Below are 22,242 nucleotides of genomic sequence, written 5' to 3'. Positions count from 1 at the left end.
GGGTCACCCTGCCCCGCGGCGCGCGCCGATCCGCAAGGCCTTGGCGCGCCTGACATTTCCATACGCTTCCGGCCATTTTTGCTGCGCCGCAGAAAAAATCTTGATTTTCTGCGGCGCAGCATTCATATTCTCCCTAAGATTGAAACGCCGGGGCCAGGGATAGGCGCCGGAAAGGCCAGAAGAGGATGGACTAATGGCAAAGACCCAAGACTTCACCGCGATCATGAAAGACTTCATGGGCGCTTTCCCCGTCGACACTTCCTCGATGGAAGACGCATTCAAGACCCAGGCGACGCTGAATGAAAAGCTGTCCGCCGTGGCTCTGGACGCCGCAGGCAAGTCGACCGACCTGTCGACCAAGTGGACCAAGGAAACCCTGACCAAGATGTCGGAAATGTCCAAGGCCAAGACCGACCCGGCTGACTACGCCAAGGCGATGACCGATTTCGCCTCTGCCTTCGCCGAAATGTCGGCCGAGAACATGGCCGCCTTCGCCGAGATCGCCAAGAAGGTCCAGACCGACACCGTCGAGCTGATGATGGCCGCCGGCAAGGACATGACCGAAGAAGCCTCTGCCGCCGTGCAGAAGGCCACCAAGGACGCCACCACCGCAGCCAAGAAAGCGGCCGCGAAGTAAGCCAAGGTTCCCCTCCCGGGAAATTGCGCCCCTCTCGCTCCTCCCCTTGAAAAGGGCGCGATAACAAAGGGCGGGTCCGCCAGGACCCGCCCTTCCTTTTTGCCCGATGGGCAAGAGCCGCAGCGCCCGGCCCGGCCAGACCCCGGCCAGGCCGCCGGTATCAGAAGCGGAAGGCCATCCGCAGCATCAGCGTCTCGCCTTCCATGTCGCCCCCGGCAAAGCCCAGGAAATCGTCGGCGAAATAGGTGCGCCGTGCCTCGATGCCGACCAGCACCCGTTCGCTGACCTTGAAATCGGCGCCCAGGCCGAAGAAATGGCCGGTCTCGTCGCCGCCCGGCAGCTCCAGCTTGGCCACGCCCAGGCTGACATAGGGCAGCACGCGGCCCAGGTCATAGCCCGCATGGGCCGACAGGTGATAGCGTGCGGTATCGCCCAGGGTGTCGACATTGGCATGATCCAGCGCCAGTTCGCCGCCCAGCACCAGCTTGCCGAAATCGTGGCGATAGCCCAGGAACAGGCCCCGCGTGTCGTGGTCATGGGACACTTCGATGCCGCTTGCCCCAAGCGAGGTATCGGATTGGCCGGTGCCCAGGATGGCGCCGATATAGAATCCGGTCCAATCCACGGCAGGCGCCACCGGCGCCAGGACGGGCTCGGCCGCTACCACCGGGGTTTTCGGATTTCCGGCAAAGGCAGGAGAGGCCAGAAGCCCCAGGCAGAGGGCTGCGCAAGTCGTTCGTAGCATTCAGATATTCACCCATTTAACTAGTGATTAACAACTGGTTCACGAGTCAGTAACCACAGTCGCCCGATCATTTCTAGGCATACGGATAAAGCTGGTTAACAATGCCCGCATCCGTAGTGCCCATCGACATCACCCCGATGAGTTCCTGGGCACTTACAGTGCTTTCTTTTTGCGAAACTGTGATCTAGGCTTTGCTGCAACGCTGCATAACGGGGAGGGATAACCGGTGGCTGATAGTGAATCTCCGCTGCTCATAAAGCGCTACGCGTCACGCCGTCTCTACAACACCGAGACCAGCGACTACGTGACCCTGGAGGATATCGCGGGCTTCATCCGTGCCGGGCGCGACGTGCAGATCGTCGATCTGAAATCCGGCGACGACCTGACCCGGCAATACCTGCTGCAAATCATCGCCGAGCATGAAAGCCGCGGCGAGAACGTGCTGCCGCTGAATGTGCTGACCGACCTGGTGCGCTCCTACTCTTCCTCCGCCGGGTCGGTGGTGCCGCAGTTCCTGGCCGCCTCTTTCGAGATGCTGCGCGACGGGCAGTCCAAGATGATGGAAAACCTGGAAAAGGTGAACCCGATGATGGCCAACATGCCCGGCATCGAAGCGATGCAGGCGCAGCAGGCGGCCTTCCTGAAGGCGATGACCTCGGGCTTTTCCGGCAATTGGTCCGCCCCCGCAGACGACAGCGCCGAAGGCGCCGCCCCTGCCCCGCAGGGCGACGATCTGGACAGCATCAAGAAGCAGCTGGCCGAGTTGCAGACGAAACTGTCGAAGCTCAGTTGAGCGCCGCATAGAACGACGGGCTGCCCATGGCCGACAAATCCGCTACTGCCTCTCCCGGTCGGGTCACCCTCTGGGGGATCGAGGTCTTTGTGGCCACCGCCGAAGAGCGCTCGATCTCTGCTGCGGCGCGGCGACTGGGGGCCAGCCCCTCGGCGGTGTCGCAGCAGCTGACCAATCTGGAAAGCGCCCTGGGCGCCACCCTGCTGCTGCGCCAGACCCGGCCCATTACGCTGACCCGCGCGGGCGAGGCCTTTCGCCGCCGCGCCGAGGCGATCCTGACCGAGGCCGCCCAGGCCCGGGCCGAACTGGCGGTGGCGGGCGCGCCGGTGCTGACCCATCTGCGCCTGGGGGTGATCGAGGATTTCGAGGCCGATGTGACGCCCCGCCTGCTGACCCGGGTGGCGGGCGATCTGGCCGAATGCCGCTTCCTGCTGGAAACCGGCGCCTCGCATTACCTGCATGATCAGCTGGACGCCGAGGCCCTGGACGTGGTGATCGCCGCCGAGATGTCCGAACCCGCCGACTGGGCCGAGGTGCACGACATCCTGACCGAGGATTTCATCGTCGCCACCCCGCCCGGCGCCGTCGATCCCGCCCGCCCGCTGATGGAGCAGCTGAAGGGCCAGCCGATGATCCAGTACACCACGCGCCACTATATGGGGCGGCTGATCTCGACCCATCTGGCACAGCAGAACCTGCGCCTGGATCACCGGTTCGAACTGGACAGCTATCACGCCATCCTGGCGCTGGTCTCGGCGGGCACCGGCTGGACGATCCTGCCGCCGCTGGCCCTGCTGCGGGCGCGGCGGCTGATGCCGAGCCTGGACATCCACCCCCTGCCCTTTGCGCCGCTGTCGCGCCGGATCGTGCTGACCGCGCGCCAGGGGATCCTGTCGGATCTGCCCACCCGTCTGGCCCGCGACCTGCGCGCCCTGTTGCGCCAGATCGAGGCGGAAACGGATCTGGCCGCCTACCCCTGGGTTGCCAACTCGGTGCGCATCGCCGCCGACTGAGGGACGCGCCTACCCTTCCAGTGGATGGAAACAGGCCACGCGCTGTGCGGCGTCCCCCTCCAGTTGCGGCACCGATTGCCCGCAAAGATCCGTGGCGCGCGGGCAGCGCGCCTTGAAGGCGCAGCCCGCAGGCGGGTTCAGCGGATCGGGCAGTTCGGTCTCTTTCCCCTCGGGCGCCGACAGGGCGCGGCCCACGACCGGCGCCGAGCGGGCCAGAAGCTGGGTGTAGGGGTGACGCGGGGCGCGAAAGATCTCTTCGGCACGCCCCACCTCGACCACCGACCCGAAGTAGAGCACCGCGACCCGGTCCGACACCGCCTCGACCACCGCCAGGTCATGGCTGATGAAGAGATAGGTCAGCCCCAGCTTGGCCTTCAGATCGGCCAGCAGGTTCAGCACCTGCGCCTGCACACTGACGTCCAGCGCCGAAACCGGCTCGTCCAGGATCAGGATCTTGGCCTCGGCGGCCAGGGCCCGGGCAATGCCGATCCGTTGCGCCTGACCGCCGGAAAACTCATGCGGGTAACGATCCAGAAACTCTTCGCGCAGATTCACCGAGGCGAAAATCTCGGAAATCCGTTTCTCCCGCTGCGCCCGGTCCAGCCCGTGCAGCCGCTTCAACGGCGCCTCCATCACCTGGCGGATGGTCTTGCGCGGGTTGAGCGACGAGATGGGATCCTGAAAGACATATTGGATCTTCTTGCCGAACTCCGCCGGGTCGGCGTTGTCCAGTGGCGCCCCGCCCAGCTCGATGCTGCCCTCACTGGGGGGCAGCAGGCCGACCAGCATCCGTGCCAGGGTGGACTTGCCACAGCCCGACTCGCCGACGATGCCTAGGGTCTCGCCCTCTTCGACCTCCAGATCCACCGGGCGCACCGCATGGACCATGCCGCGCGGCGCCCCCAGCAGACGCTTGCCCACCGGAAAGCTTTTGGCCAGACCCTCGAGTTTCAGAACCGCGCTCATGCCGCGCCCTCCTTCAAATCGGTTTCCGGCAGATCGGTTTCCGGGTCGATGCAGCGCACGGCACGGGCGCCACGGCCCGCCAGGGCGATCTCGCCCCGGCGGCAGGCGTCCCGGGCCTTCAGGCAGCGCGGCGCGAAGGCGCAGCCGGGTTCCAGCCGATCAACGGCGGGCGGCAGGCCCGGGATCGCCTCGAGCCGTCGGCGGCCGCCGCCCAGCTCGGGCACGCAGGCGATCAGCCGCGCGGTATAGGGATGAGCGGGGGCGGCCAGAACCGCCTCGGTCGGGCCTGTCTCCACAATACGGCCCGCGTACATCACCGCCACCCGGTCGCACAGCTGCGCCACCACGCCGAAGTCGTGGGTGATAAAGACGATGGCCAGCCCGCGCTCGCGGCGCAGGTCATCCAGCAGCGACAGCACCTGCGCCTGCACGGTCACGTCCAGCGCCGTTGTCGGCTCGTCCGCGATGATCACGTCGGGGTCGTTGGCCAGGGCCATGGCGATGCCCACGCGCTGTCGCATCCCGCCCGACATCTCGTGCGGATAGCTGTCGGCGCGGCTTTGGGCATTGGGAATGCGCACCTGTTTCAGCAGATCCACCGCGCGCCGCCGCGCCTCGGCCTTGCCCACCCTGTGGTGCACCAGGATCGCCTCGGCCAGCTGGTCGCCCACCTTGTAAAGCGGATGCAGCGTGGCCAGCGGATCCTGAAAGATATAGGCCACCCGGTCGCCGCGCAGACGCCGCAGGTGATCATAGGGCGCGCCCACCAGATCCTCGCCCTTGTAGCGGGCCGCGCCCCCGGTGATCACACCCGGCGGCGAGGCCACCAGCCCCATCACCGACAGCGCAGTGACCGACTTGCCGGACCCGCTTTCGCCGATGATCCCCAGACATTCGCCCGGCGCCACCCGCAGCGAGACACCGCCCACGGCCTTGTAGATGCGATCCTTGACGTGGAACTGGGTTTGCAGATCCTGCAACTCCAGCACTGCCTCGGGGTCGGTCGAGGCGGGCACCGGCCCCTCGCGCCGCACCTGGGTTGCCGCCATGGGCCGGGTCAGCGCGCCAGAGCGCAGGCGCGGATCCAGCGCGTCGCGCACCCCGTCGCCCAGCAGGTTGATCCCCATGACGATGATCAGGATCATGGCGCCGGGCACGACCGAAGTATGGGGATTGGTGATCAGCGCCGAACGCGCCTCGCCCAGCATCGAGCCCAGATCGGCCTGGGGCGGCTGGCTGCCCAGCCCGAGGAACGAGAGGCCGGCGGTTTCCAGGATCATCCAGCCAATGGTGGTGGACATGGCGATGACGATCACCGGGATCACATTGGGCAGGATCTCGGTCAGGATGATCCGGGTGTGGCCCAGGCCCGCCAGGCGGGCCGCATCGACGAATTCCTTATGCGCCAACCCCACGGTGACGCCCCGGATATTGCGGGCGAAGAAGGGGATGTTGACGGCGGCCACGGCGATCAGCGCATTGACCAGCCCAGGGCCCAGGGCCGCGACGATGGCCAGGGCCAGCAGGATATAGGGAAAGGCCATCAGCATATCGACGGCGCGCATGATCAGATTGTCGGTGCGCCCGCCGAAATAGCCCGCGATGATGCCGATGGCGGCGCCGATCACGGCGGCGAAGATGGCGGCGGCAAAGCCCACGGCGAGGCTAAGCCGGGTGCCGTCCATCAACCGCGCCGCCAGGTCGCGGCCCAGGTGGTCGGTGCCCAGCAGATGCCCCGGCGCCCCGGGTTTCAGAAAGCGGTTGGCGGTATCGGTCACATCCGGGTCGGGCAACGGCAAGAGCGGCGAGATCAGCGCCAGGACGATCACCGCCACCAGCACGATCCCCCCGGCGGCAGCCAGGCGATTGCGGGCGATAAGGCTCAGGAATTGCATATCTCGCGCCCCCTCAGGTCTTGATTCGGGGGTCGAGCAGCGATTGCGCCACATCCACCGCGATGTTGAAGAGCACGTAGCAGGCGGCGACGAAGACGACGCCCCCCTGTACCAGCAGGATGTCACGCTTCAGGATCGCATCCACCAGCATCCGCCCCACCCCGGGCCACTGGAAGACCATCTCGATATAGACCGCGCCGGACAGGACGAAGCCCGCCTGGATGCCCAGGACGGGGATGATGCTGACCATGGCGGCGCGCAGGGCATGGCCCCAGATCACGCGCCCCTCGCCCACGCCCTTGGCGCGGGCGGTGCGGATGAAATCCTGGCGCAGCACCTCCAGCATGGCCGAGCGTGACAGCCGCGCCACCACGCCGGTGGCCACCACCGCCAGGGCCAGGGCCGGCATCACCAGGTGGTCGGCCACATCCCAGAACCCGCCGCCGCCATAGGCCATCTTCATCCCCGAGACGGGGAACCAGCGCAGCTCGACCGCGAAGATCAGGATCATCATCATGCCGAGGAAGAAGGACGGGATCGAGATCCCCAGAAGCACCGCAAAGGTGATCCCCTTGTCGGCCCAGCCGTATTGCCTGGCGGCCGAGATGACGCCCGCCGCGATCCCCAGCACCGCACAAAGGATGAAGGACGTCCCGGCCAGCAAAAGCGTGGCACTGAAACGGTCCGTCACCTCGTCGATGACAGGGCGGTTCAGGCTGAAAGAGGTGCCGAAATCCCCGGTCAGCATATTGCCCAGCCAGATGAAATAGCGCGCCACCAGCGGCGCATCCAGGCCCAGGTCACGGTTGATCTTGGCGACATTCTCGGGCGTGGCATAGGCGCCCAGGATGGCCAGCGCCGGGTCGCCCGGGATCATCGCCATGATCAGGAAGACGATGACGGTAATGCCGAACAGCACCGGCACCGCCGAAAGAAGTCGCTTGAGGATATAGCCGGTCATGCCTTGCCTCCGCTGGGGTCCGGTGGGGGATCTTGGGGCCATGGTGGATTGGCATCCACCCTACGCGGGCGCGCCCCCTGCGCGCAAAGGCCGGGCCGCGCCCAAGGAAACGGGCGGCCAGAGCTACGCCCCGCCGCCGAATCCCGGGCGTAGGGTGGATGCCAATCCACCGTCCCACGCCCGGAACACTCTCACGGACCCAGGGGTCAGTTCTTCACAACGTCCTTCAGCAGCAGGAAGAAGGACGGCTCCAGCGCGAAGTTCTCGACCGCCTCGGAGGTCACCGCGTTCTGCTTCCAGTTCGCCACGAAGAGCCAGGGGGCGTCTTCCTGCACGATCTGCTGCATTTCCTTGTAGGCAGCGGCGCGTTCCTCCTGGCTGGTCGAGACGCGGGCGGTTTCCAGCAGGGCATCGACCTCGGGGTTCGAATAGTAACCCGAGTTGAAGCCCCCCTTGTCCGGCCAGGCCTCCGAGCGCAGCGCCAGATAGGGCAGCGTGTCGGGGTCGTTGGTCATCCAGGCCATTTCGGCCAAGTCCGCCTTGCCCTCCAGCCCGGGGTTCACCTCGCCCAGGAAGGTGTTCCACTCGTAGGTTTCGATGGCGACGTCAAAGCCCACGGCCTCAAGGTCCGCCTGGATGGCGGTGCCCATGGCCACCGGATCCAGCATCCCCGAGCCGCCTTCGGTGACGTAGAAGGTCAGCGACAGATCCTCGACACCGGACTCCGCCAGCAGCGCCTTGGCCTTTTCGGGGTCATAGGCATAGGGGGTCAGGCTGTCGTCATAGGCCCAGTTGAAGGCGGGCGGGATCGGCCCGGCGGCCACCTCGGCGGTGCCCTCCAGCACGTTTTCCACTAGGGCCTGCTTGTTGACCGCATAGTTCGCCGCCTGGCGCACCAGCTTGTCGGCAAAGGGGCCGTCCTTGGCGTTCAGGATCAGGAACCAGACATGGGGGCCTGCCTGTTCGACCACGGTGAAGTCATCGCCCTGGAATTCCGACAGCGACACCGGCGGCACCTCGACCATCAGGTCGATCCCCCCCGCAAGCATCTCGGCGGTGCGGGTGTTGGCATCGGTGATCGGGCGGAAGACCACCGTCTTCAGCTCGGGCGCGCCATCCCAGTAGTCGGCATTGGCGTTGAGGATCACATGGGTGTTGGATTCCCATTCGGCAAAGGTGAAGGGTCCGGTGCCCGAGGGGTGACGGCCATAGTCGGTGCCGTATTGCTCGACCGCGGCGGGCGAGACGATCAGCCCGGTGGGATAGGCCAGGTTCGACAGGAAGGGCGCGAAGGGGGCGTTCAGGGTGAATTCGACCGTCAGCGGATCGACCACCGTCACCTCTTCGACCGACGAGAAGAAGAAAGCCAGCGGGAAGGGCCCGGTGTTGTGGAAGGGGTGCTCTTCGTCCAGCATCCGGTCAAAGTTGAACTTCACCGCCTCGGCGTCGAAGGCGCTGCCGTCGTGGAAGGTCACGCCCTCGCGCAGGTGGAAGGTGTAGGTGGTGCCGTCCTCGGAAATCTCCCAGCTTTCGGCCAGGGCCGGTTCGACCTCCAGCGTGCCGGACTTGTAGCGCACCAGCCCGTCATAGACGTTCATCAGGATACGGAAGTCGTTCACCGCCGTCACCGCGGCCGGGTCCAGCGCCTTCGGCTCGGCGATCTGGCCGACGATCAGAACGCCCGGCGGCGTCTGCGCCTGAGCGGCACCGCCTGCGCCAAGGGCCAGCGCCATGGTCAAAGCCGTGCCCGAGGCCAGAAGCCCCCGGCGGGTCCAGTTGAGAATTCCCTGTGTCATCTTGCGCCTCTCCTTCGGGTAAGCGGGCCGCTATTGATCATGATAAATTGCACTGAGCCAAATTCTCATGATAAATTCAAGAGGCAAGAAACGACCGGAGGCAGCATGACCTTTTCCATTCTCGTCCGTGACGCGGAAACAGGCAGGATCGGCGGGGCGGCGGCCACCGGCTCGCTTTGCGTCGGCGGATGGGTCCTGCGCGGCCGGCTTGGCGCGGGGATGTCCGCCAGCCAGGGCACCGCGCCCTCGACCCTCTGGGGCGAGGCGGTGCTGGACGAGATGCAGGCCGGGGCCCCTGCCCCCGCCGCGGTGACTGAGGTGACCGCCCCCGATACGGGCCGCGATCATCGCCAGCTCTCGGCCCTTGATCTGCTGGGCAACACCGGCGCCTTCACCGGCGCGGCCTCGGTCCCCGCCTGCGCAGCACTGACCCGGCCAAACCTGGTGGTGGCAGGCAACATGCTCAGCTCCGAAGCGGTGCTGGAGGCGCTGGCCCAGGGCTATGAAAAGGCACGCGGCACGATGCCCGAACGGCTGCTGGCGGCACTGACGGCGGCCGAGGCGGCGGGCTCGGACAGTCGCGGTCTGCTGTCGGCGGCGCTGCTCTGCCTTGGCCCCGACATGGCGCCGCTGAGCCTGCGCATCGACGCCTCCGATTCGCCGCTGGTCGATCTGCGCGCCCTGCATCTGCGCGCCACCACCGGCCTTTACGCCGAATGGGCCGGGCTGGTGCCCACGAAAGAGGCACCCTTCCGCGCGCCAACCGACGCGGATTTCGCCCGGCTGGACGCCGCCCCCACGGCGGACTGAGCGGCCCCGGCAGAGGGGGCGCTGCCCCCGTCTCCGTACCGGAGACTCCCCCGGAGTATTTTCAGCCCGGCGAATGGGAGGGCGTGGGGCGCGGACCGATATCGCGCGCCCTCGCCCCAAAGGCGCCACGCCAACCTTTTCTCATTGCCAAAAATATCCCCGCTAGGGAGGCATCGCCCGGCACGGGCGATCTGCCACATCAGCGGCGGGCGCGAGGTTCAGGCAGTAAGGAAGCGTTTCATCATCTCTGCCTCCTGCCCCTCCATCAGCGCCTCGGCGGTGGCCATGTGATCGGCCATCACCAGCCGCGCCCGGTCCGGGTCGCCCCGGCGCAGCGCGTCGAGCAGTTCCAGCTGGTAGGCCCGGCCCTTTTCCCACAGCTCGGGATTGGCGGGTTCATAGAGGCGGCGATAGATCGTCAGATCGCTAAGGATCTGCGCCATGAAGCCGATGACGAAGCCCAGCAACTCGTTGCGGGCGAACTCGGCCAGCAGCTGGTGGAAGCGCAGCGAGGCCACATGCTGTTCGCGCTCTTCCTCGACGCTGGCCGAGGGGTGGTCGTAGGTTTCCACCACCGCATCCAGCCGCGACAGCTGCGCATCGGTCAGCTTGCCCGCCAGCGAAGCGGCCAGCTCGGGCTCAAGCCAGCGGCGCATCTGGTAGATGTCCTTCAGGGTCAGGTCGCGGAAGTAGAAGTAATTGCCCAGAAGCGCCTGGGCCCGTTCGCGGCTGACCTCATGGACGAAGCTGCCGCCGCCCGGGCCGGTCCGGGTCTTGACCAGCCCCTGGGCCTCGAGGATGCGCATCGCCTCGCGGATCGTGCCCTTGGACATGCCGAAACGGGCGATCATTTCGGCCTCGCCGGGCAGGCGGTCGCCCATGCGCAACCCCTCTTCGACCACGTAGTCCTTGATCGCCTCGGCCACCTGCACGGGCCGCGATCGCCGTTCTGCCCCGTCTGCCACCTGCCGCTGCCCTTCCCCGCGCGCCTGCCCGCGCCGATTTCTCATGATGAATTGCGAGGCTGACGCAAAAAGGGCCGGGACGCAATGCCCGGCCCTTTCGCAGGTTTTGCTGCCGAAGGGGCGCTTACTTCAGCGCCTCGTCGGTGATCGCATGGGTCCAGGCGCCCTCGGGTTCCTTGGTGATGGCGGGGTTTTCCGGGCTGACGGCGGACAGCAGGGTGGCCACGGTCTGCTCGTAGTCGGCCGGGTCCAGGGTACCGTCGGAACCGGCGGTCAGCTTGGCGACCTCGCCCATCATGTATTGCTGGTGCTCCAGCGTCTGGGCGCCGGTCTCGTCGAATTCCAGCACGATCTCGGCGGCCTCATCGGGGTTGGCTTCGGCGTATTTCCAGCCCTCCATCGAGGCGGCGACGAAGCGGACCATCTTGTCCTTGAAGGCCGGGTCCTCGAGGTTCTCTTCCAGCACGTAGAGGCCGTCTTCCAGCATCCCCACGCCCTCTTCGAGGTAGTTGAAGGTCACCAGTTCCTCTTCGGTGATGCCCGCATCCAGGATCTGACCGTACTCGTTGTAGGTCATGGTCGAGATGCAGTCGGCCTGGCCGTTGATCAGCGGATCCGCCGAGAAGGCCTGCTTGATCACCGTCACGCCGTTGTCATCAGCGCCGTCGGTTTCCACGCCCAGCTTCGCCATCCAGGCGTAGAAGGGATATTCGTTGCCGTAGAACCAGACGCCCATGGTGTGACCGGGGAAGTCATCGGTGCTTTCGATGCCCGCGGCCTTCAGGCAGTTCACTTGCAGACCGCCGGTCTTGAAGGGCTGGGCGATGTTGACCAGGGGCACACCGCGTTCGCGCGCCGCCAGGCCAGCGGCCATCCAGGTGGTGATGACATCGGCGCCACCGGCGGCGATCACCTGTTCGGGCGCGATGTCGGGGCCACCGGCCTTGATCGTCACGTCCAGATCGGCCGCGTCGTAGAAGCCCTTGGCCTCGGCCACGTAGTAGCCGGCGAACTGGGCCTGGGTGACCCATTTCAGTTGCAGCGTCACCTCGTCGGCGGCCTGGGCGCCGGCGGCGGTCGCGGTCAGGGCAACGGCCCCTGCGATCCAGTTCTTCATGAGTATAACTCCCTGTTTGGTCTTCATGTTTTTATATGCGCTCTTCAGCGCTGAGACGGGTGCCAATAGGTCACCCAGCGTTCCACCAGAGCGATCGCCCCGTAGAACAGCGATCCCGCCAGAGCGGCGACGACGATCTCGGCCCAGACCATGTCCAGCGCCAATTGTCCCACCGATGTTGAGATACGAAAGCCCATGCCCGCAATCGGCGATCCGAAGAATTCCGCCACGATCGCCCCGATCAGGGCCAGTGTCGATGAAATCTTCAGCCCGTTGAAGATGAAGGGCATGGCGGCAGGCAGGCGCAGCTTCCACAGCCCCTGCCAATAGGTTGCGGCCCAGGTCTTGATCTGGTCGCGCTGCATCTGGGTGGTTTCCTGAAGACCGGCGGTGATGTTCACCAGCATCGGGAAGAAGACCATGATGGTGACCACGGCGGCCTTCGACTGCCAGTCGAAACCGTACCACATGACCAGGATCGGCGCGGTGCCGACGATGGGCAGGGCGGCGACGAAGCTGCCCACGGGCAGGATGCCCCGGCGCAAGAAGTCGCTGCGGTCCACCAGGATGGCCACCACGAAGGCCGCCAGGCTGCCGATGACAAAGCCCGACAGCGCGCCCTTGAGGAAGGTCTGCACGAAGTCGGTCCACAGCGTCGGGATCGAGCTGGCGAAGCGCGCGGCGATCATCGAGGGCGCGGGCAGGATGACCATGGGCAGTTCGAGGCCGCGCACGATCAGCTCCCACATGCCCAGCAGGGTCAGGCCGAAGATCACCGGCACGGCCAGGCCCACGGCGCGGGTGTCCCCGCCCCGGCCATTGGCCAGTTGCACGTTGAGATACCACAGGCCCGCCCAGAGGACGAAGGCGGCGATTACGAGCGTCATTGGAAGCCCTCCTCGATCAGGCGCAGGTCTGCGCAGACCTGCGCCATTGCGCCGTCCCGCGTCATTTCCGCCGGACGGGCCAGCGGCCCGGCCTGCGCCCGTCCGCCCCCCCGGGCGGGCGCAATGCGCCCTCCCGCGGACGGGCCCAGGCCTCGGGTCGGAAAGCGGTTTTCAAATGCCATCTGCATCACCCCAGCCCCATCCGTTTCAGCACGCCACGTTCCAGCAGCCCGATCACCGCCACCAGGCAGGCGGCCAGGATCGCCGTGGCGAAGAGCGCCGACCAGATCTGCACCGTCTGGCCATAATAGCTGCCCGACAGCAGGCGGAAGCCCAGGCCCTGGCCGGTGCCCGAGGGCAGCTCGCCCACGATCGTCCCCACCAGCGACGAGGCCACGCCGATCTTCAGCGAGGCGAAGAGATAGGGCGCCGAGGCCGGGAGGCGCAGCTTCCAGAAGGTCTGGGCCTTGGTCGCCGACCAGGTCTTTACCAGGTCCAGATCCATGGGCGAGGGGCTGCGCAGCCCCTTCACCATGCCCACGACCACCGGGAAGAAGGACAGATAGGCCGAGATCACCGCCTTGGGCACCAGCCCCTGCAAGCCGATCGAGCTGAGGACCACGATGATCATCGGCGCGATGGCCAGGATCGGGATGGTCTGGCTGGCGATGGCCCAGGGCATCACCGACATGTCCATGGCGCGGCTATGCACGATGCCCACGGCCAGCAGGATCCCCAGGCCAGAACCGATGGCGAAACCCAGAAGCGTGGCCGACAGGGTGATCCAGCCGTGGAACACCAGGCTACGCTTCGAGGTGGGGGCCACCTCCATGGTCTGGGCCCAAAGCTCGGTCACCACCTGATGCGGCGCGGGCAGGCGCGGCTTGGCCTGCACCCAGGTATCGGCCCATTGCGCGGGGTTCTTCGCCGCCAGTACGAAGGGCGACATGTCGCGGCGGGTGATCATCCCCTCGGGGCTGACCACGGCGCCCTGCCGCTCGGCGGTCATCAGGGCGAACTTGATGTTCATCGGCACGCAGGCCGCATACCAGAAGGCCATGATCGCGGCGACGACGACGACGACGGGAAAGACGACACGTTTCATCGGCGCCACTCCATCCGCAACTCCTCGACCGTCTCGGGCGGCGCGGGCATCCGGCGCCCGGTCTCGAAGAAGCCTTCGCGAGCATAGAACCGCTGCGCGGCCCGGTTCGGCACATGGGTGTTCAGGCTCAGCCGGTCGCGGCCCTCTTTCGCCTTGTCGAGAAAGGCCTTGCCCCAGCCCTGCCCCCGCGTCCGGCAGTACAGCGCGCCGATATGGCCCGCCTCGGGATCGACGGACATATAGGCCGCCACGGGCGTGCCAATGACCCAGATCTCGCGCGCATCGAAGGCAGCACGGATATGGCCCTCCAGCTCGGCCACCGAATGCAGGCGCGGCATCCAGCCGGTCTCTTCGACCCAGTCGCTGGCCACGGCGGCGCAGGCGGGAATATCCGCCCTGCCCGCCCGGCGTATGGTCACCGCCTCAGTCATAGGCATGACCCGCGCGCAGCCCCTCGCGGACACGATGCGCGATCTCCAGGAATTCCGGCGTATCGCGAATGTCGAGGGGGCGTTCCTTGGGCAGCGGGCTTTCGATCACATCGGTGATCCGCCCCGGCCGGGGCGACATGACCACGATCTTGGTCGAGAGGTACACCGCCTCGGGGATCGAGTGGGTGACAAAGCCGATGGTCTTCTCGGTGCGCGCCCAGAGCTTCAGCAGCTCTTCGTTGAGGTGATCGCGCACGATCTCGTCCAGGGCGCCGAAGGGCTCGTCCATCAGCAGGATATCGGCATCAAAGGCCAGCGCGCGGGCGATCGAGGCCCGCTGCTGCATCCCGCCCGACAGCTGCCAGGGGAACTTCTTGCCGAAGCCGGCCAGGTCGACCAGTTCCAGCACCTTCTCGACCCGCTCCTCCTGGTCCTTCTTGGCGAAGCCCATGATCTCCAGCGGCAGCTTGATATTGCCCGCGATGGTGCGCCAGGGGTAGAGGCCTGCGGCCTGGAAGACATAGCCATAGGCGCGGGCGCGCCGTGCCTCCTCGGGGCTCATCCCGTTGACGGTCAGCTTGCCGCCCGTGGGCTCTTCCAGCGCCGCGATGCAGCGCAGGAAGGTGGTCTTGCCACAGCCCGAGGGGCCGATGAAGCTGACGAAATCACCCTTGTTGATCTCCAGGTTCACATCACGCAGCGCGTGCACGGGCCCGTCGTTGGTCTGGAAGGTCAGATCGAGATGCTTTGCCTCAATAACAGGTACTTGCGTCACAAAGCTGTCCTCAGATCCCGGCCGGAATGTTCAGCGGATCACGCTGCACAGAGCGCGGGCTGTTCAGTTCCTTCCACTTCGACATGGCCTTGGCGGCCGAGCTGAAGGCGGGACGCGGCACGAAGCGGCCCCGGCCCGGCTGCGGCTGGCTGTTCTGCCCCCAGGCCCAGATGACCTCGCCACGCGACAGGGTGTAACGCGCCTGGGCGCTGACCTCGACGCCCTCGAAGACGTTGTAGTCGATGATCGACTTGTGGTTCGAGGCACTGATCGTGCGGGTGATCTTCGGATCCCAGACCACGATATCGGCATCCGCCCCGGGCATCAGCGCGCCCTTCTTGGGGTAGATGTTCAGGATCTTGGCGATGTTCGAGGAGGTGACGGCGACGAATTCCTCGGGCGTCAGGCGGCCGGTTTCCACGCCGAAGGTCCACAGGACCGCCAGGCGTTCCTCCAGCCCGTTGGTGCCATTGGGGATCTTGGTGAAGTCGTCCAGCCCCATCTTCTTCTGCTCGGAGGAGAAGGCGGCGTGGTCGGTGGCCACCACCTGAAGAGAGCCCGATTGCAGACCGGCCCACAGGCCTTCCTGATGCTCCTTGCCGCGGAAGGGCGGCGACATCACGCGCTGCGCCGAATGCAGCCAGTCTTTCGACAGGTATTCGTCGTCATCCAGGGTCAGGAACTGCGCCAGCGGCTCGCCATAGACGCGCATCCCCTTCTGGCGGGCGCGGCGGATGGCCTCATGGGCCTGCTCGCAGCTGACGTGGACGATATAAAGGGGCGTGCCTGCGGCATCGGCGATGGTGATCGCGCGGTTGGCGGCCTCGCCTTCGAACTCGGGCGGACGCGAGCGGGCGTGCCATTCGGGGCCGGTCTTGCCCTCGGCCAGGAACTTCTTCTGCATCAGGTCCACCAGGTCGCCGTTCTCGGCATGGACCATGGGCAGCGCGCCCAGTTCACGGCAGCGCGCGAAGGAGGCGAACATCTCGTCGTCCTCGACCATCAGCGCGCCCTTGTAGGCCATGAAGTGCTTGAAGCTGTTCACGCCGTTGTCGACGGCATATTTCATCTCGTCAAAGATCAGCTCGTTCCAGCCGGTGATCGCCATGTGATAGCCGATGTCGGAACAAATCTGCGGCGCCGACTTGCGGTGCCATTCGTTGATCGCGTTCTTGATCGACCCGTCGGCGCCCGGCAGACAGAAGTCGATCAGCATCGTCGTGCCGCCACAGGCCGCAGCCCAGGTGCCGGACTCGAACGTCTCGGCGGCGGTGGTGCCCATGAAGGGCATTTCCAGGTGGGTATGCGGGTCGATACCGCCGGGGATCACATAGGCGCCTTCGGCGTCGATATATTCATCGCCCTTCAGGTCCTCGCCGATCTCCAGGATCGTCTCGCCCTCGATGGCGATATCGGCCTTCCACTGACGGTCGGCGGTCACCACGATGCCGCCCTTGATAACCTTGGTCATAGATGTCTCCCTGTGTTCGCCCCGCACCCGGCCCGGCCCATTTTCTGGCCTGAAATATCCCGGGGGAGGCCGCGCCCGAAGGCGCGGTCGGGGGCAGAGCCCCCTTTCGCGTTCCGGTTCGTGTTATTCGACGATTTCAGCCGTTTCGACGACAGCGTGCAAGAGCACATCTGCCCCGGCGGCAGCCCATTCCGGGCTGATCTCTTCGGCCTCGTTATGGCTCAGCCCGCCCACGCAGGGGCACATGATCATCGTCGCGGGCGCCACCTTGGCGGCCCAGCAGGCGTCGTGACCGGCACCCGAAATAATGTCCATATGGCTGTAGCCCAGGGTCTCGGCGGCGCTACGCACCTTCTCGACCAGTTCCGGCGCAAAGGTCACCGGGTCGAAATGGCCCACGGCCTCGACCGAACAGCCGACGCCCAGCTCGTCGCAGATCGCGGCGGCGCGTTTCTCGATCTCGGCGCGCATCCGGTCCAGCTTGGCCTGGTCGGGGGTGCGGATGTCGACGGTGAAAACCACCTTGCCCGGCAGCACGTTGCGCGAGTTCGGGCTGAACTGCATCTGGCCGACGCCACCCACGGCATTGGGCTGTTCGCCCATGGTGACCTCCTGGACCATCTCCAGGATGCGGCTCATGGCCAGGCCCGCGTTGACGCGCATCGCCATGGGGGTAGAGCCGGTATGGGCCTCTTTCCCGGTCAGGGTGAACTCCAGCCACCACAGACCCTGGCAATGGGTGACCACGCCGATGCTTTTTTCTTCGGCCTCCAGGATCGGGCCCTGTTCGATGTGATATTCGAAATAGGCGTGCATCTTGCGCGCGCCCACCTCTTCCTCGCCCTTCCAGCCGATCCGCTGCAACTCGGCCCCGTAAGAGGCGCCTTCCAGATCGGTGCGGTTATAGGCGTAGTCCAGCGAATGCACGCCGGCGAAGACGCCCGAGGCCAGCATGGCGGGGGCGAAACGCGCGCCCTCTTCGTTGGCCCAGTTGGTGACCACGATCGGGTGCTTGGTCTTGATGTCGAGGTCGTTCATCGTGCGCACGACCTCCAGCGCGGCCAGAACGCCCAGCACGCCGTCGTATTTGCCGCCCGTGGGCTGGGTGTCGAGGTGGCTGCCCACATAGACCGGCAGCGCCTCGGGGTCGGTGCCCGGGCGGGTCATGAACATGGTGCCCATCTGGTCAACGCCCATGGTGCAGCCCGCGGCCTCGCACCATTCCTGGAACAGCTTGCGCCCCTCGGCGTCTTCATCGGTCAGGGTCTGGCGGTTGTTCCCACCCGCCACGCCGGGGCCGATCTTGGCCATCTCCATCAGGCTGTCCCACAGCCTTTCCCCGTTGATTTTCAGGTTTTCTCCGGCTGCGGGCATGACTTGGCCTCCAAAGCTTGCTGTCGTCCTTTTGACCACTTGGTCAAACGACACGCTAGCAGAGCGCCATGATCAGTCAAGAAAACCCCCGCCGCAGAGGCAGGCCTGCGCCCGAACAATGCGCAAAGTGCCTATTGGATCAGCGCTGGACATCCCCGCCTGACCGGTCAAAAAATATGACCCGGAAAAACACCTGCAAACATCGCCGGCGGGGGCCTCTCCCCACAGCCCCTCGGCACAGGAAAAGAGCAGAACCGCATGACGCAACCGGTCGCCCGCACCCGAATCCAGCGCAAGAACATCGCCCTGATCTCCGAGGCCGCGCTGTCGGTCTTCTCGACCTACGGCTTTCGCGGCTCGACCGTCGATCAGATCGCCCGCGAGGCGGATCTGTCGAAACCCAACCTGCTGTACTACTTCCCCTCGAAAGAGGCGATCCACCGGCACCTGATGTCCACGCTGATGGAAACCTGGCTGGACCCGCTGCGCGAGCTGACCGACGATGGCGAGCCGCTGGACGCGATCCTGACCTACATGCGCCGCAAGCTGCAAATGAGCCGTGACCATCCGCGCGAAAGCCGCCTGTTTGCCAATGAGATCGTCCAGGGCGCGCCGCGCATCCTGGAAATGCTGGAAACCGATCTGCGCGACCTGGTGGATGAGAAGGCGGCGATGATCCAGGGCTGGATGGACGCGGGCCGCCTGGCGCCCGCCGATCCTTACCACCTGATCTTCTCGATCTGGTCGCTGACCCAGCATTACGCGGATTTCGACGTGCAGGTGAAGGCGGTGCTGGGGCCGCAAAAGCCCGATCCCTTCCCCGAGGCCGAGGCCTATCTGACCACGCTCTTTACCCGGATGCTGACCCCCTGATCGCGCCCCGCTAATCGCTGCCGCCGGGATCGACGCCGATCTCGTCCATATAGGCGCGCACGCAGGATTGCACATGGCGGAACCGGTCGCCGCCCAGATGGGTGCCGCCGAACCAGCGGGTGACGATCACCACATGGCCCTCAAGGCCCGCGCGCTCCAGCATCCGCAGGATCACCATTCCCGCACCCGCCTCGCCGTCGTCGGCCTTCACCGGCTCGCCGGGCAGCAAGAGGGCCCAGGTGTTGTGCGTGGCCTTGGCGAACTTCTTCTTCCGCTTCAGCACCTTTACAAGCGCCTCGGCTTCGGCCCGGCTGGCGGCAGGCCCGCCGGACACCGCGTATTTGGAGCCCCGGTCGCTCAGCACCCCGTCCAATATCGTCAGATCGCTCATGCCTTTCCCCTGCCCCGCCGTCGCGCCCTTGGCAAGCCCCGGCGCCACAGGCCGCCGCTGCGCCTTCGTCTCTCTATTCGATGGCCGGAAATACTCCGGGGGGAGGCGCGGCCTGCCGCGACGGGGGGCAGAGCCCCCCTTCCCCCTCTGCCTGTCGCCCCCTGGCGACGGGGGGGCAGAGCCCCCCTTCCCCTCGACCTGTCGCCCTCCGGCGACGGGGGGCCGGGCATGAAAAAGGCCCCGAAGGGCCCGCGCGCCTCTCTGGGCGCAGATCGCTGTCAGGGCAGAATGTGGGGCGACCGCTGTCTCTGGCCGCCCCGCAACAGACGGCCTGTCACTTCACGATCAGGAAATTGTCCAGGGACTCGCCCCGGGCCAGCGCTTCCTTGATCCAAGCGGGCTGGCGGCCACGGCCGCTCCAGGTTTGCGTGGCGTCCTCGGGATTGCGGTATTTCGGCGGGTTCACTTTCGCTTTGCGTCCGGTCTGGCCGGTCAATTCCGAAAGGCTGAAGCCCATCTCGGCCGCCTTGGCTTCCAGTTCGACCAGCGCCGCTTTGCGCTGACGTTCTTCATAGGTCTTGATCGCCGTCGAAACACGGGTTTGCAGCTTCTTCAGATCTCCCAGGGACAGGGAATCCAAATCAATGTCCAGCATAATCACACATCCTTTACGCTTGGGGAAAGGAGACTTCCCGTCACCCATTCCGCCTCTTACACCAATGATTTTGGAATGAGCAACCAGAACCTATATAAATTCCATTAACAAAGGAGGCTTTCGGATCGAAACCCCGGATCGCCTACTTTCCCGCCATTCACCTGACGCTGAATTTCGGCAAAAAGGCGCCGGGCGGAAAGACCGCCCGGCGCCTGTCTGTCAATCATAAGATCCGGGGAGACGCGAAAAAGCGCCAGGTATTAACTACTTGTTTTTGATACCCAAACGCTCGACCACGTTTTCAATCATCCGCATTCCCGCATCCTGGCCAAGGGACATGATCGATTCCGGGTGGAACTGCACAGCGGCCATGGGCAGGCTGCGATGCTCGACCCCCATCACGATTCCGTCATCCGTCCGCGCCGTGACTTGCAGGTCTGCGGGCAAGGTCTCTTCCACGGCGTGAATCGAGTGGTAGCGCCCAACCGTCACCTCTTCGCCCAGACCCGCGAACACGAGGCCGGGTTCCGAAATACGAATACGCGAGGGTTTGCCATGCATCGGCTCGTCCAACTGACGCAATTCAGCACCAGCATATTCGCAAATGGATTGCAGCCCAAGGCAGACGCCAAATAGCGCCAGATTACGATCCAGACACTTGCGAATGGTATCAGCCGTTCCAAAGTCTTTCGGGCTGCCGGGCCCCGGAGAAAGCACAACGAGATCCGGATCGAATTCATCGAACAATTGTTCAACAACGGGCGTACGCGTTGTCATTACCTCGGCGCCGGTCTGACGGAAATAGTTCGCCAGGGTGTGCACGAAGGAATCCTCGTGATCGACCAGAAGGATCCGCCGCCCCTGGCCACGCGGCAGGCGAGTGCCATCGCCGGCGCCCTCGTTGCTGCCGCGATCCCCGCGAATGGCGGCGCGCATGGCGCTGGCCTTCAATTCGGTCTCGGCCTCTTCGGCCTCGGGATCACTGTCATTGAGAAGGGTGGCGCCCGCGCGCACCTCGGCGACACCGTCCTTGATGCGAATGGTGCGCAGGGTCAGGCCGGTATTCATGTCACCATTGAATTGCACCGCCCCCACGGCCCCGCCGTACCATTTGCGGGTGCTCTTCTCGTGCTTCTCGATAAAGCGCATGGCCCAGAGCTTTGGCGCGCCGGTGACAGTCACCGCCCAGGTATGGCTGAGGAAGGCATCCATGCTGTCCATCCCCTCGCGCAGGCGCCCCTCGATATGGTCGACCGTGTGGATCAGCCGCGAATACATCTCGATCTGACGCCGCCCGATCACCCGCACGCTGCCCGGCTCGCAGACCCGGGACTTGTCGTTGCGGTCGACGTCGGAACACATGGTCAGCTCGCTTTCATCCTTCTTGGATTGCAGCAGGGTCAGGATCTGCTCGCTGTCCTCGATGGCGTCGCGGCCACGCTTGATGGTGCCCGAGATCGGGCAGGTCTCCACCCGGCGCCCGGTGACCCGCACGAACATCTCGGGGCTCGCGCCCACCAGATATTCCTGCTCGCCCAGGTTCATGATGAAGCCGAAGGGCGCCGGGTTGATCTTCTTCAACCGCTCATAGATCGCCGAGGGGCTGTCCTTGCAGGGTTCGTAGAAGACCTGGCCCGGCACCACCTCGAACAGGTCGCCGCGGCGGAAGCTTTCCTTGGCGTCGACCACCAGCTTGGCGTATTCGCCCGGCACATGATCGCCGCGCGGCACATCCGACGGCCCCTGCACGAAGGGCTCGGCCTCGATGCCGCCCGCCAGGCCTTCGGTGCTCAGCTCGCCCGCGGCGAACTCATAGCGATAGCGGGTGGTGGTGGTGGAATAGTGGTCGCTGACGATGATGTCATCGGCCAGGAACAGCACCAGGTCGCGCTGATCCTCGGGGCGTTCGCGGGCGAAGTCGATCGGCTCGAACTGGAAGGCCAGATCATAGCCGAAGGCACCGTAAAGGCCCAGATGCCCGTCCTCGTCGCTGAAGAACAGATCGACGATGCGCCGCAGGACAGAGAAGACCGAGGGCGCGCGCGAGCGTTCCTCCTCACTGATCACCCGGTCGGGCTTGCGGATGGTCAGGGTGATCTCGTCGGCGCTGATCGCCGCCGTCTCGATGGCCGTCTCGCCGTCCAGCGCGGGGGCGATGATCTGCAACAGGACCCGGCCCCGCCCGTTCAGCGCCGCGATGCGCATCGCCCGGCCGCGCGCCTCGACCACCAGGGGCGGTTCGGCGAACCCGAAATCCCAACGGGTGTAGCGGCCCGGGTATTCGTAGTTGGACGACAGAAGTACGCCCCGGTAGCTGTCCAGCCGGCGGGCCAGCGCCTCGGTGTCGCTGGGGTAAACCCCCGGCATCTCCTTGCGGGTGACGCGCACGCCCCCCTTGGTTCGGAAGGTCAGGTCAGTCATGTTCGCTTCTCTTGGCAGGGGCGGCGCACGGGGTCTGCGCGCGAGGCGATCGGGCCGGGGCCGCCGGAAAATGGAAAAAGGCTCAGCAGGGCGATGGTGTTACCATCGCCAGGAAAGCGGCCAGAATTGCCATCGCTTCCCGAGCATTGCGTCCTTCATCC

22 protein-coding genes are annotated in these 22,242 nt (G+C 65.6%); 5 read left to right on the top strand and 17 right to left on the bottom strand.

Annotated features, from left to right (window positions below):
* Positions 1–3: 3 nt before the first annotated feature.
* Positions 4–225: a hypothetical protein gene (locus ACRARE_RS15630; RefSeq protein ID WP_432657387.1), complete on the bottom strand. Its 222-nt coding sequence runs from the start codon at positions 223–225 to the stop codon at positions 4–6.
* On the opposite strand from ACRARE_RS15630, the gene ACRARE_RS15625 reads away from it, so the two are divergent.
* Positions 194–637 (top strand): phasin family protein, encoded by a 444-nt coding sequence (locus tag ACRARE_RS15625; RefSeq protein WP_432657386.1) that lies wholly within the window; start codon positions 194–196, stop codon positions 635–637. The genes ACRARE_RS15630 and ACRARE_RS15625 overlap by 32 nt on opposite strands.
* 160 nt (positions 638–797) lie before the next feature.
* On the opposite strand, the gene ACRARE_RS15620 is transcribed toward ACRARE_RS15625, so the two are convergent.
* On the bottom strand, positions 798–1,382 hold the full coding sequence (locus ACRARE_RS15620) for an outer membrane protein (RefSeq protein ID WP_432657385.1): 585 nt from the start codon (positions 1,380–1,382) through the stop codon (positions 798–800).
* 226 nt (positions 1,383–1,608) lie between these two features.
* Here ACRARE_RS15620 and phaR point away from each other — a divergent pair, with 226 nt between their 5' ends.
* Complete coding sequence (gene phaR / locus ACRARE_RS15615) at positions 1,609–2,175, top strand: polyhydroxyalkanoate synthesis repressor PhaR (RefSeq protein ID WP_432657384.1); 567 nt, start codon at positions 1,609–1,611, stop codon at positions 2,173–2,175.
* A 26-nt stretch (positions 2,176–2,201) separates the two neighbouring features.
* The gene (locus tag ACRARE_RS15610; protein WP_432657383.1) at positions 2,202–3,188 is read left to right on the top strand and encodes a LysR family transcriptional regulator; all 987 of its coding nucleotides are present in this window, start codon (positions 2,202–2,204) and stop codon (positions 3,186–3,188) included.
* 9 nt (positions 3,189–3,197) lie between these two features.
* Here ACRARE_RS15610 and ACRARE_RS15605 read toward each other — a convergent pair whose 3' ends face one another.
* From ACRARE_RS15605 to ACRARE_RS15590, 4 genes are all read right to left on the bottom strand, one after another.
* Positions 3,198–4,154: an ABC transporter ATP-binding protein gene (locus ACRARE_RS15605; RefSeq protein ID WP_432657382.1), complete on the bottom strand. Its 957-nt coding sequence runs from the start codon at positions 4,152–4,154 to the stop codon at positions 3,198–3,200.
* The gene (locus tag ACRARE_RS15600) at positions 4,151–6,049 is read right to left on the bottom strand and encodes a dipeptide/oligopeptide/nickel ABC transporter permease/ATP-binding protein (RefSeq protein ID WP_432657381.1); all 1,899 of its coding nucleotides are present in this window, start codon (positions 6,047–6,049) and stop codon (positions 4,151–4,153) included. The genes ACRARE_RS15605 and ACRARE_RS15600 overlap by 4 nt, the downstream gene beginning before the upstream one ends.
* Positions 6,050–6,062: 13 nt before the next feature.
* Positions 6,063–7,010: an ABC transporter permease gene (locus ACRARE_RS15595; protein WP_432657380.1), complete on the bottom strand. Its 948-nt coding sequence runs from the start codon at positions 7,008–7,010 to the stop codon at positions 6,063–6,065.
* Between the two features lie 206 nt (positions 7,011–7,216).
* Positions 7,217–8,806: an ABC transporter substrate-binding protein gene (locus ACRARE_RS15590; protein WP_432657379.1), complete on the bottom strand. Its 1,590-nt coding sequence runs from the start codon at positions 8,804–8,806 to the stop codon at positions 7,217–7,219.
* A 105-nt stretch (positions 8,807–8,911) separates the two neighbouring features.
* On the opposite strand from ACRARE_RS15590, the gene ACRARE_RS15585 reads away from it, so the two are divergent.
* Positions 8,912–9,616: a DUF1028 domain-containing protein gene (locus ACRARE_RS15585; protein WP_432657378.1), complete on the top strand. Its 705-nt coding sequence runs from the start codon at positions 8,912–8,914 to the stop codon at positions 9,614–9,616.
* A 218-nt stretch (positions 9,617–9,834) separates the two neighbouring features.
* Here the strand turns inward: ACRARE_RS15585 and ACRARE_RS15580 are convergent, their stop codons facing one another.
* The 8 genes from ACRARE_RS15580 to ACRARE_RS15545 all read right to left on the bottom strand — a co-directional run bounded on the left by ACRARE_RS15580 (position 9,835) and on the right by ACRARE_RS15545 (position 17,741).
* Positions 9,835–10,548, bottom strand: a complete 714-nt coding sequence (locus ACRARE_RS15580) for a FadR/GntR family transcriptional regulator (RefSeq protein WP_432657683.1) — start codon at positions 10,546–10,548, stop codon at positions 9,835–9,837.
* 157 nt (positions 10,549–10,705) lie between these two features.
* A complete protein-coding gene (locus tag ACRARE_RS15575; protein WP_432657377.1) occupies positions 10,706–11,698 on the bottom strand; it encodes an ABC transporter substrate-binding protein in 993 nt (330 codons plus the stop codon).
* 44 nt (positions 11,699–11,742) lie between these two features.
* Positions 11,743–12,585, bottom strand: coding sequence for an ABC transporter permease (locus tag ACRARE_RS15570; protein WP_432657376.1), 843 nt, complete (start codon positions 12,583–12,585; stop codon positions 11,743–11,745).
* 187 nt (positions 12,586–12,772) lie between these two features.
* Positions 12,773–13,690, bottom strand: a complete 918-nt coding sequence (locus ACRARE_RS15565) for an ABC transporter permease (RefSeq protein ID WP_432657375.1) — start codon at positions 13,688–13,690, stop codon at positions 12,773–12,775.
* Positions 13,687–14,127, bottom strand: a complete 441-nt coding sequence (locus ACRARE_RS15560) for a GNAT family N-acetyltransferase (protein ID WP_432657374.1) — start codon at positions 14,125–14,127, stop codon at positions 13,687–13,689. The genes ACRARE_RS15565 and ACRARE_RS15560 overlap by 4 nt, the downstream gene beginning before the upstream one ends.
* On the bottom strand, positions 14,114–14,896 hold the full coding sequence (locus tag ACRARE_RS15555; protein ID WP_432657373.1) for an ABC transporter ATP-binding protein: 783 nt from the start codon (positions 14,894–14,896) through the stop codon (positions 14,114–14,116). The genes ACRARE_RS15560 and ACRARE_RS15555 overlap by 14 nt, the downstream gene beginning before the upstream one ends.
* A 10-nt stretch (positions 14,897–14,906) precedes the next feature.
* Complete coding sequence (gene hydA, locus ACRARE_RS15550) at positions 14,907–16,367, bottom strand: dihydropyrimidinase (protein ID WP_432657372.1); 1,461 nt, start codon at positions 16,365–16,367, stop codon at positions 14,907–14,909.
* Positions 16,368–16,490: 123 nt separating this feature from the next.
* Positions 16,491–17,741, bottom strand: a complete 1,251-nt coding sequence (locus tag ACRARE_RS15545; protein ID WP_432657371.1) for a Zn-dependent hydrolase — start codon at positions 17,739–17,741, stop codon at positions 16,491–16,493.
* 258 nt (positions 17,742–17,999) lie between these two features.
* On the opposite strand from ACRARE_RS15545, the gene ACRARE_RS15540 reads away from it, so the two are divergent.
* Positions 18,000–18,614, top strand: coding sequence for a TetR family transcriptional regulator C-terminal domain-containing protein (locus tag ACRARE_RS15540; protein WP_432657370.1), 615 nt, complete (start codon positions 18,000–18,002; stop codon positions 18,612–18,614).
* Between the two features lie 10 nt (positions 18,615–18,624).
* Here ACRARE_RS15540 and ACRARE_RS15535 read toward each other — a convergent pair whose 3' ends face one another.
* The 3 genes from ACRARE_RS15535 to ACRARE_RS15525 form a co-directional block, all read right to left on the bottom strand.
* Complete coding sequence (locus ACRARE_RS15535) at positions 18,625–19,005, bottom strand: YigZ family protein (RefSeq protein WP_432657369.1); 381 nt, start codon at positions 19,003–19,005, stop codon at positions 18,625–18,627.
* 334 nt (positions 19,006–19,339) lie between these two features.
* Positions 19,340–19,660 carry an H-NS histone family protein gene (locus ACRARE_RS15530; protein ID WP_432657368.1) on the bottom strand — a complete coding sequence of 107 codons (321 nt, stop codon included), beginning with the start codon at positions 19,658–19,660 and terminating at the stop codon, positions 19,340–19,342.
* 264 nt (positions 19,661–19,924) lie between these two features.
* Positions 19,925–22,081: an anthranilate synthase gene (locus tag ACRARE_RS15525; RefSeq protein ID WP_432657367.1), complete on the bottom strand. Its 2,157-nt coding sequence runs from the start codon at positions 22,079–22,081 to the stop codon at positions 19,925–19,927.
* Between the last annotated feature and the right edge of the window lie 161 nt (positions 22,082–22,242).

This window comes from Pseudooceanicola aquaeponti, from assembly GCF_050897975.1.
GTDB lineage: Bacteria > Pseudomonadota > Alphaproteobacteria > Rhodobacterales > Rhodobacteraceae > Pseudooceanicola.
The sequence above is the reverse complement of the archived record's forward strand: the minus strand, read 5'-3'. Positions and strand labels throughout refer to the sequence as shown.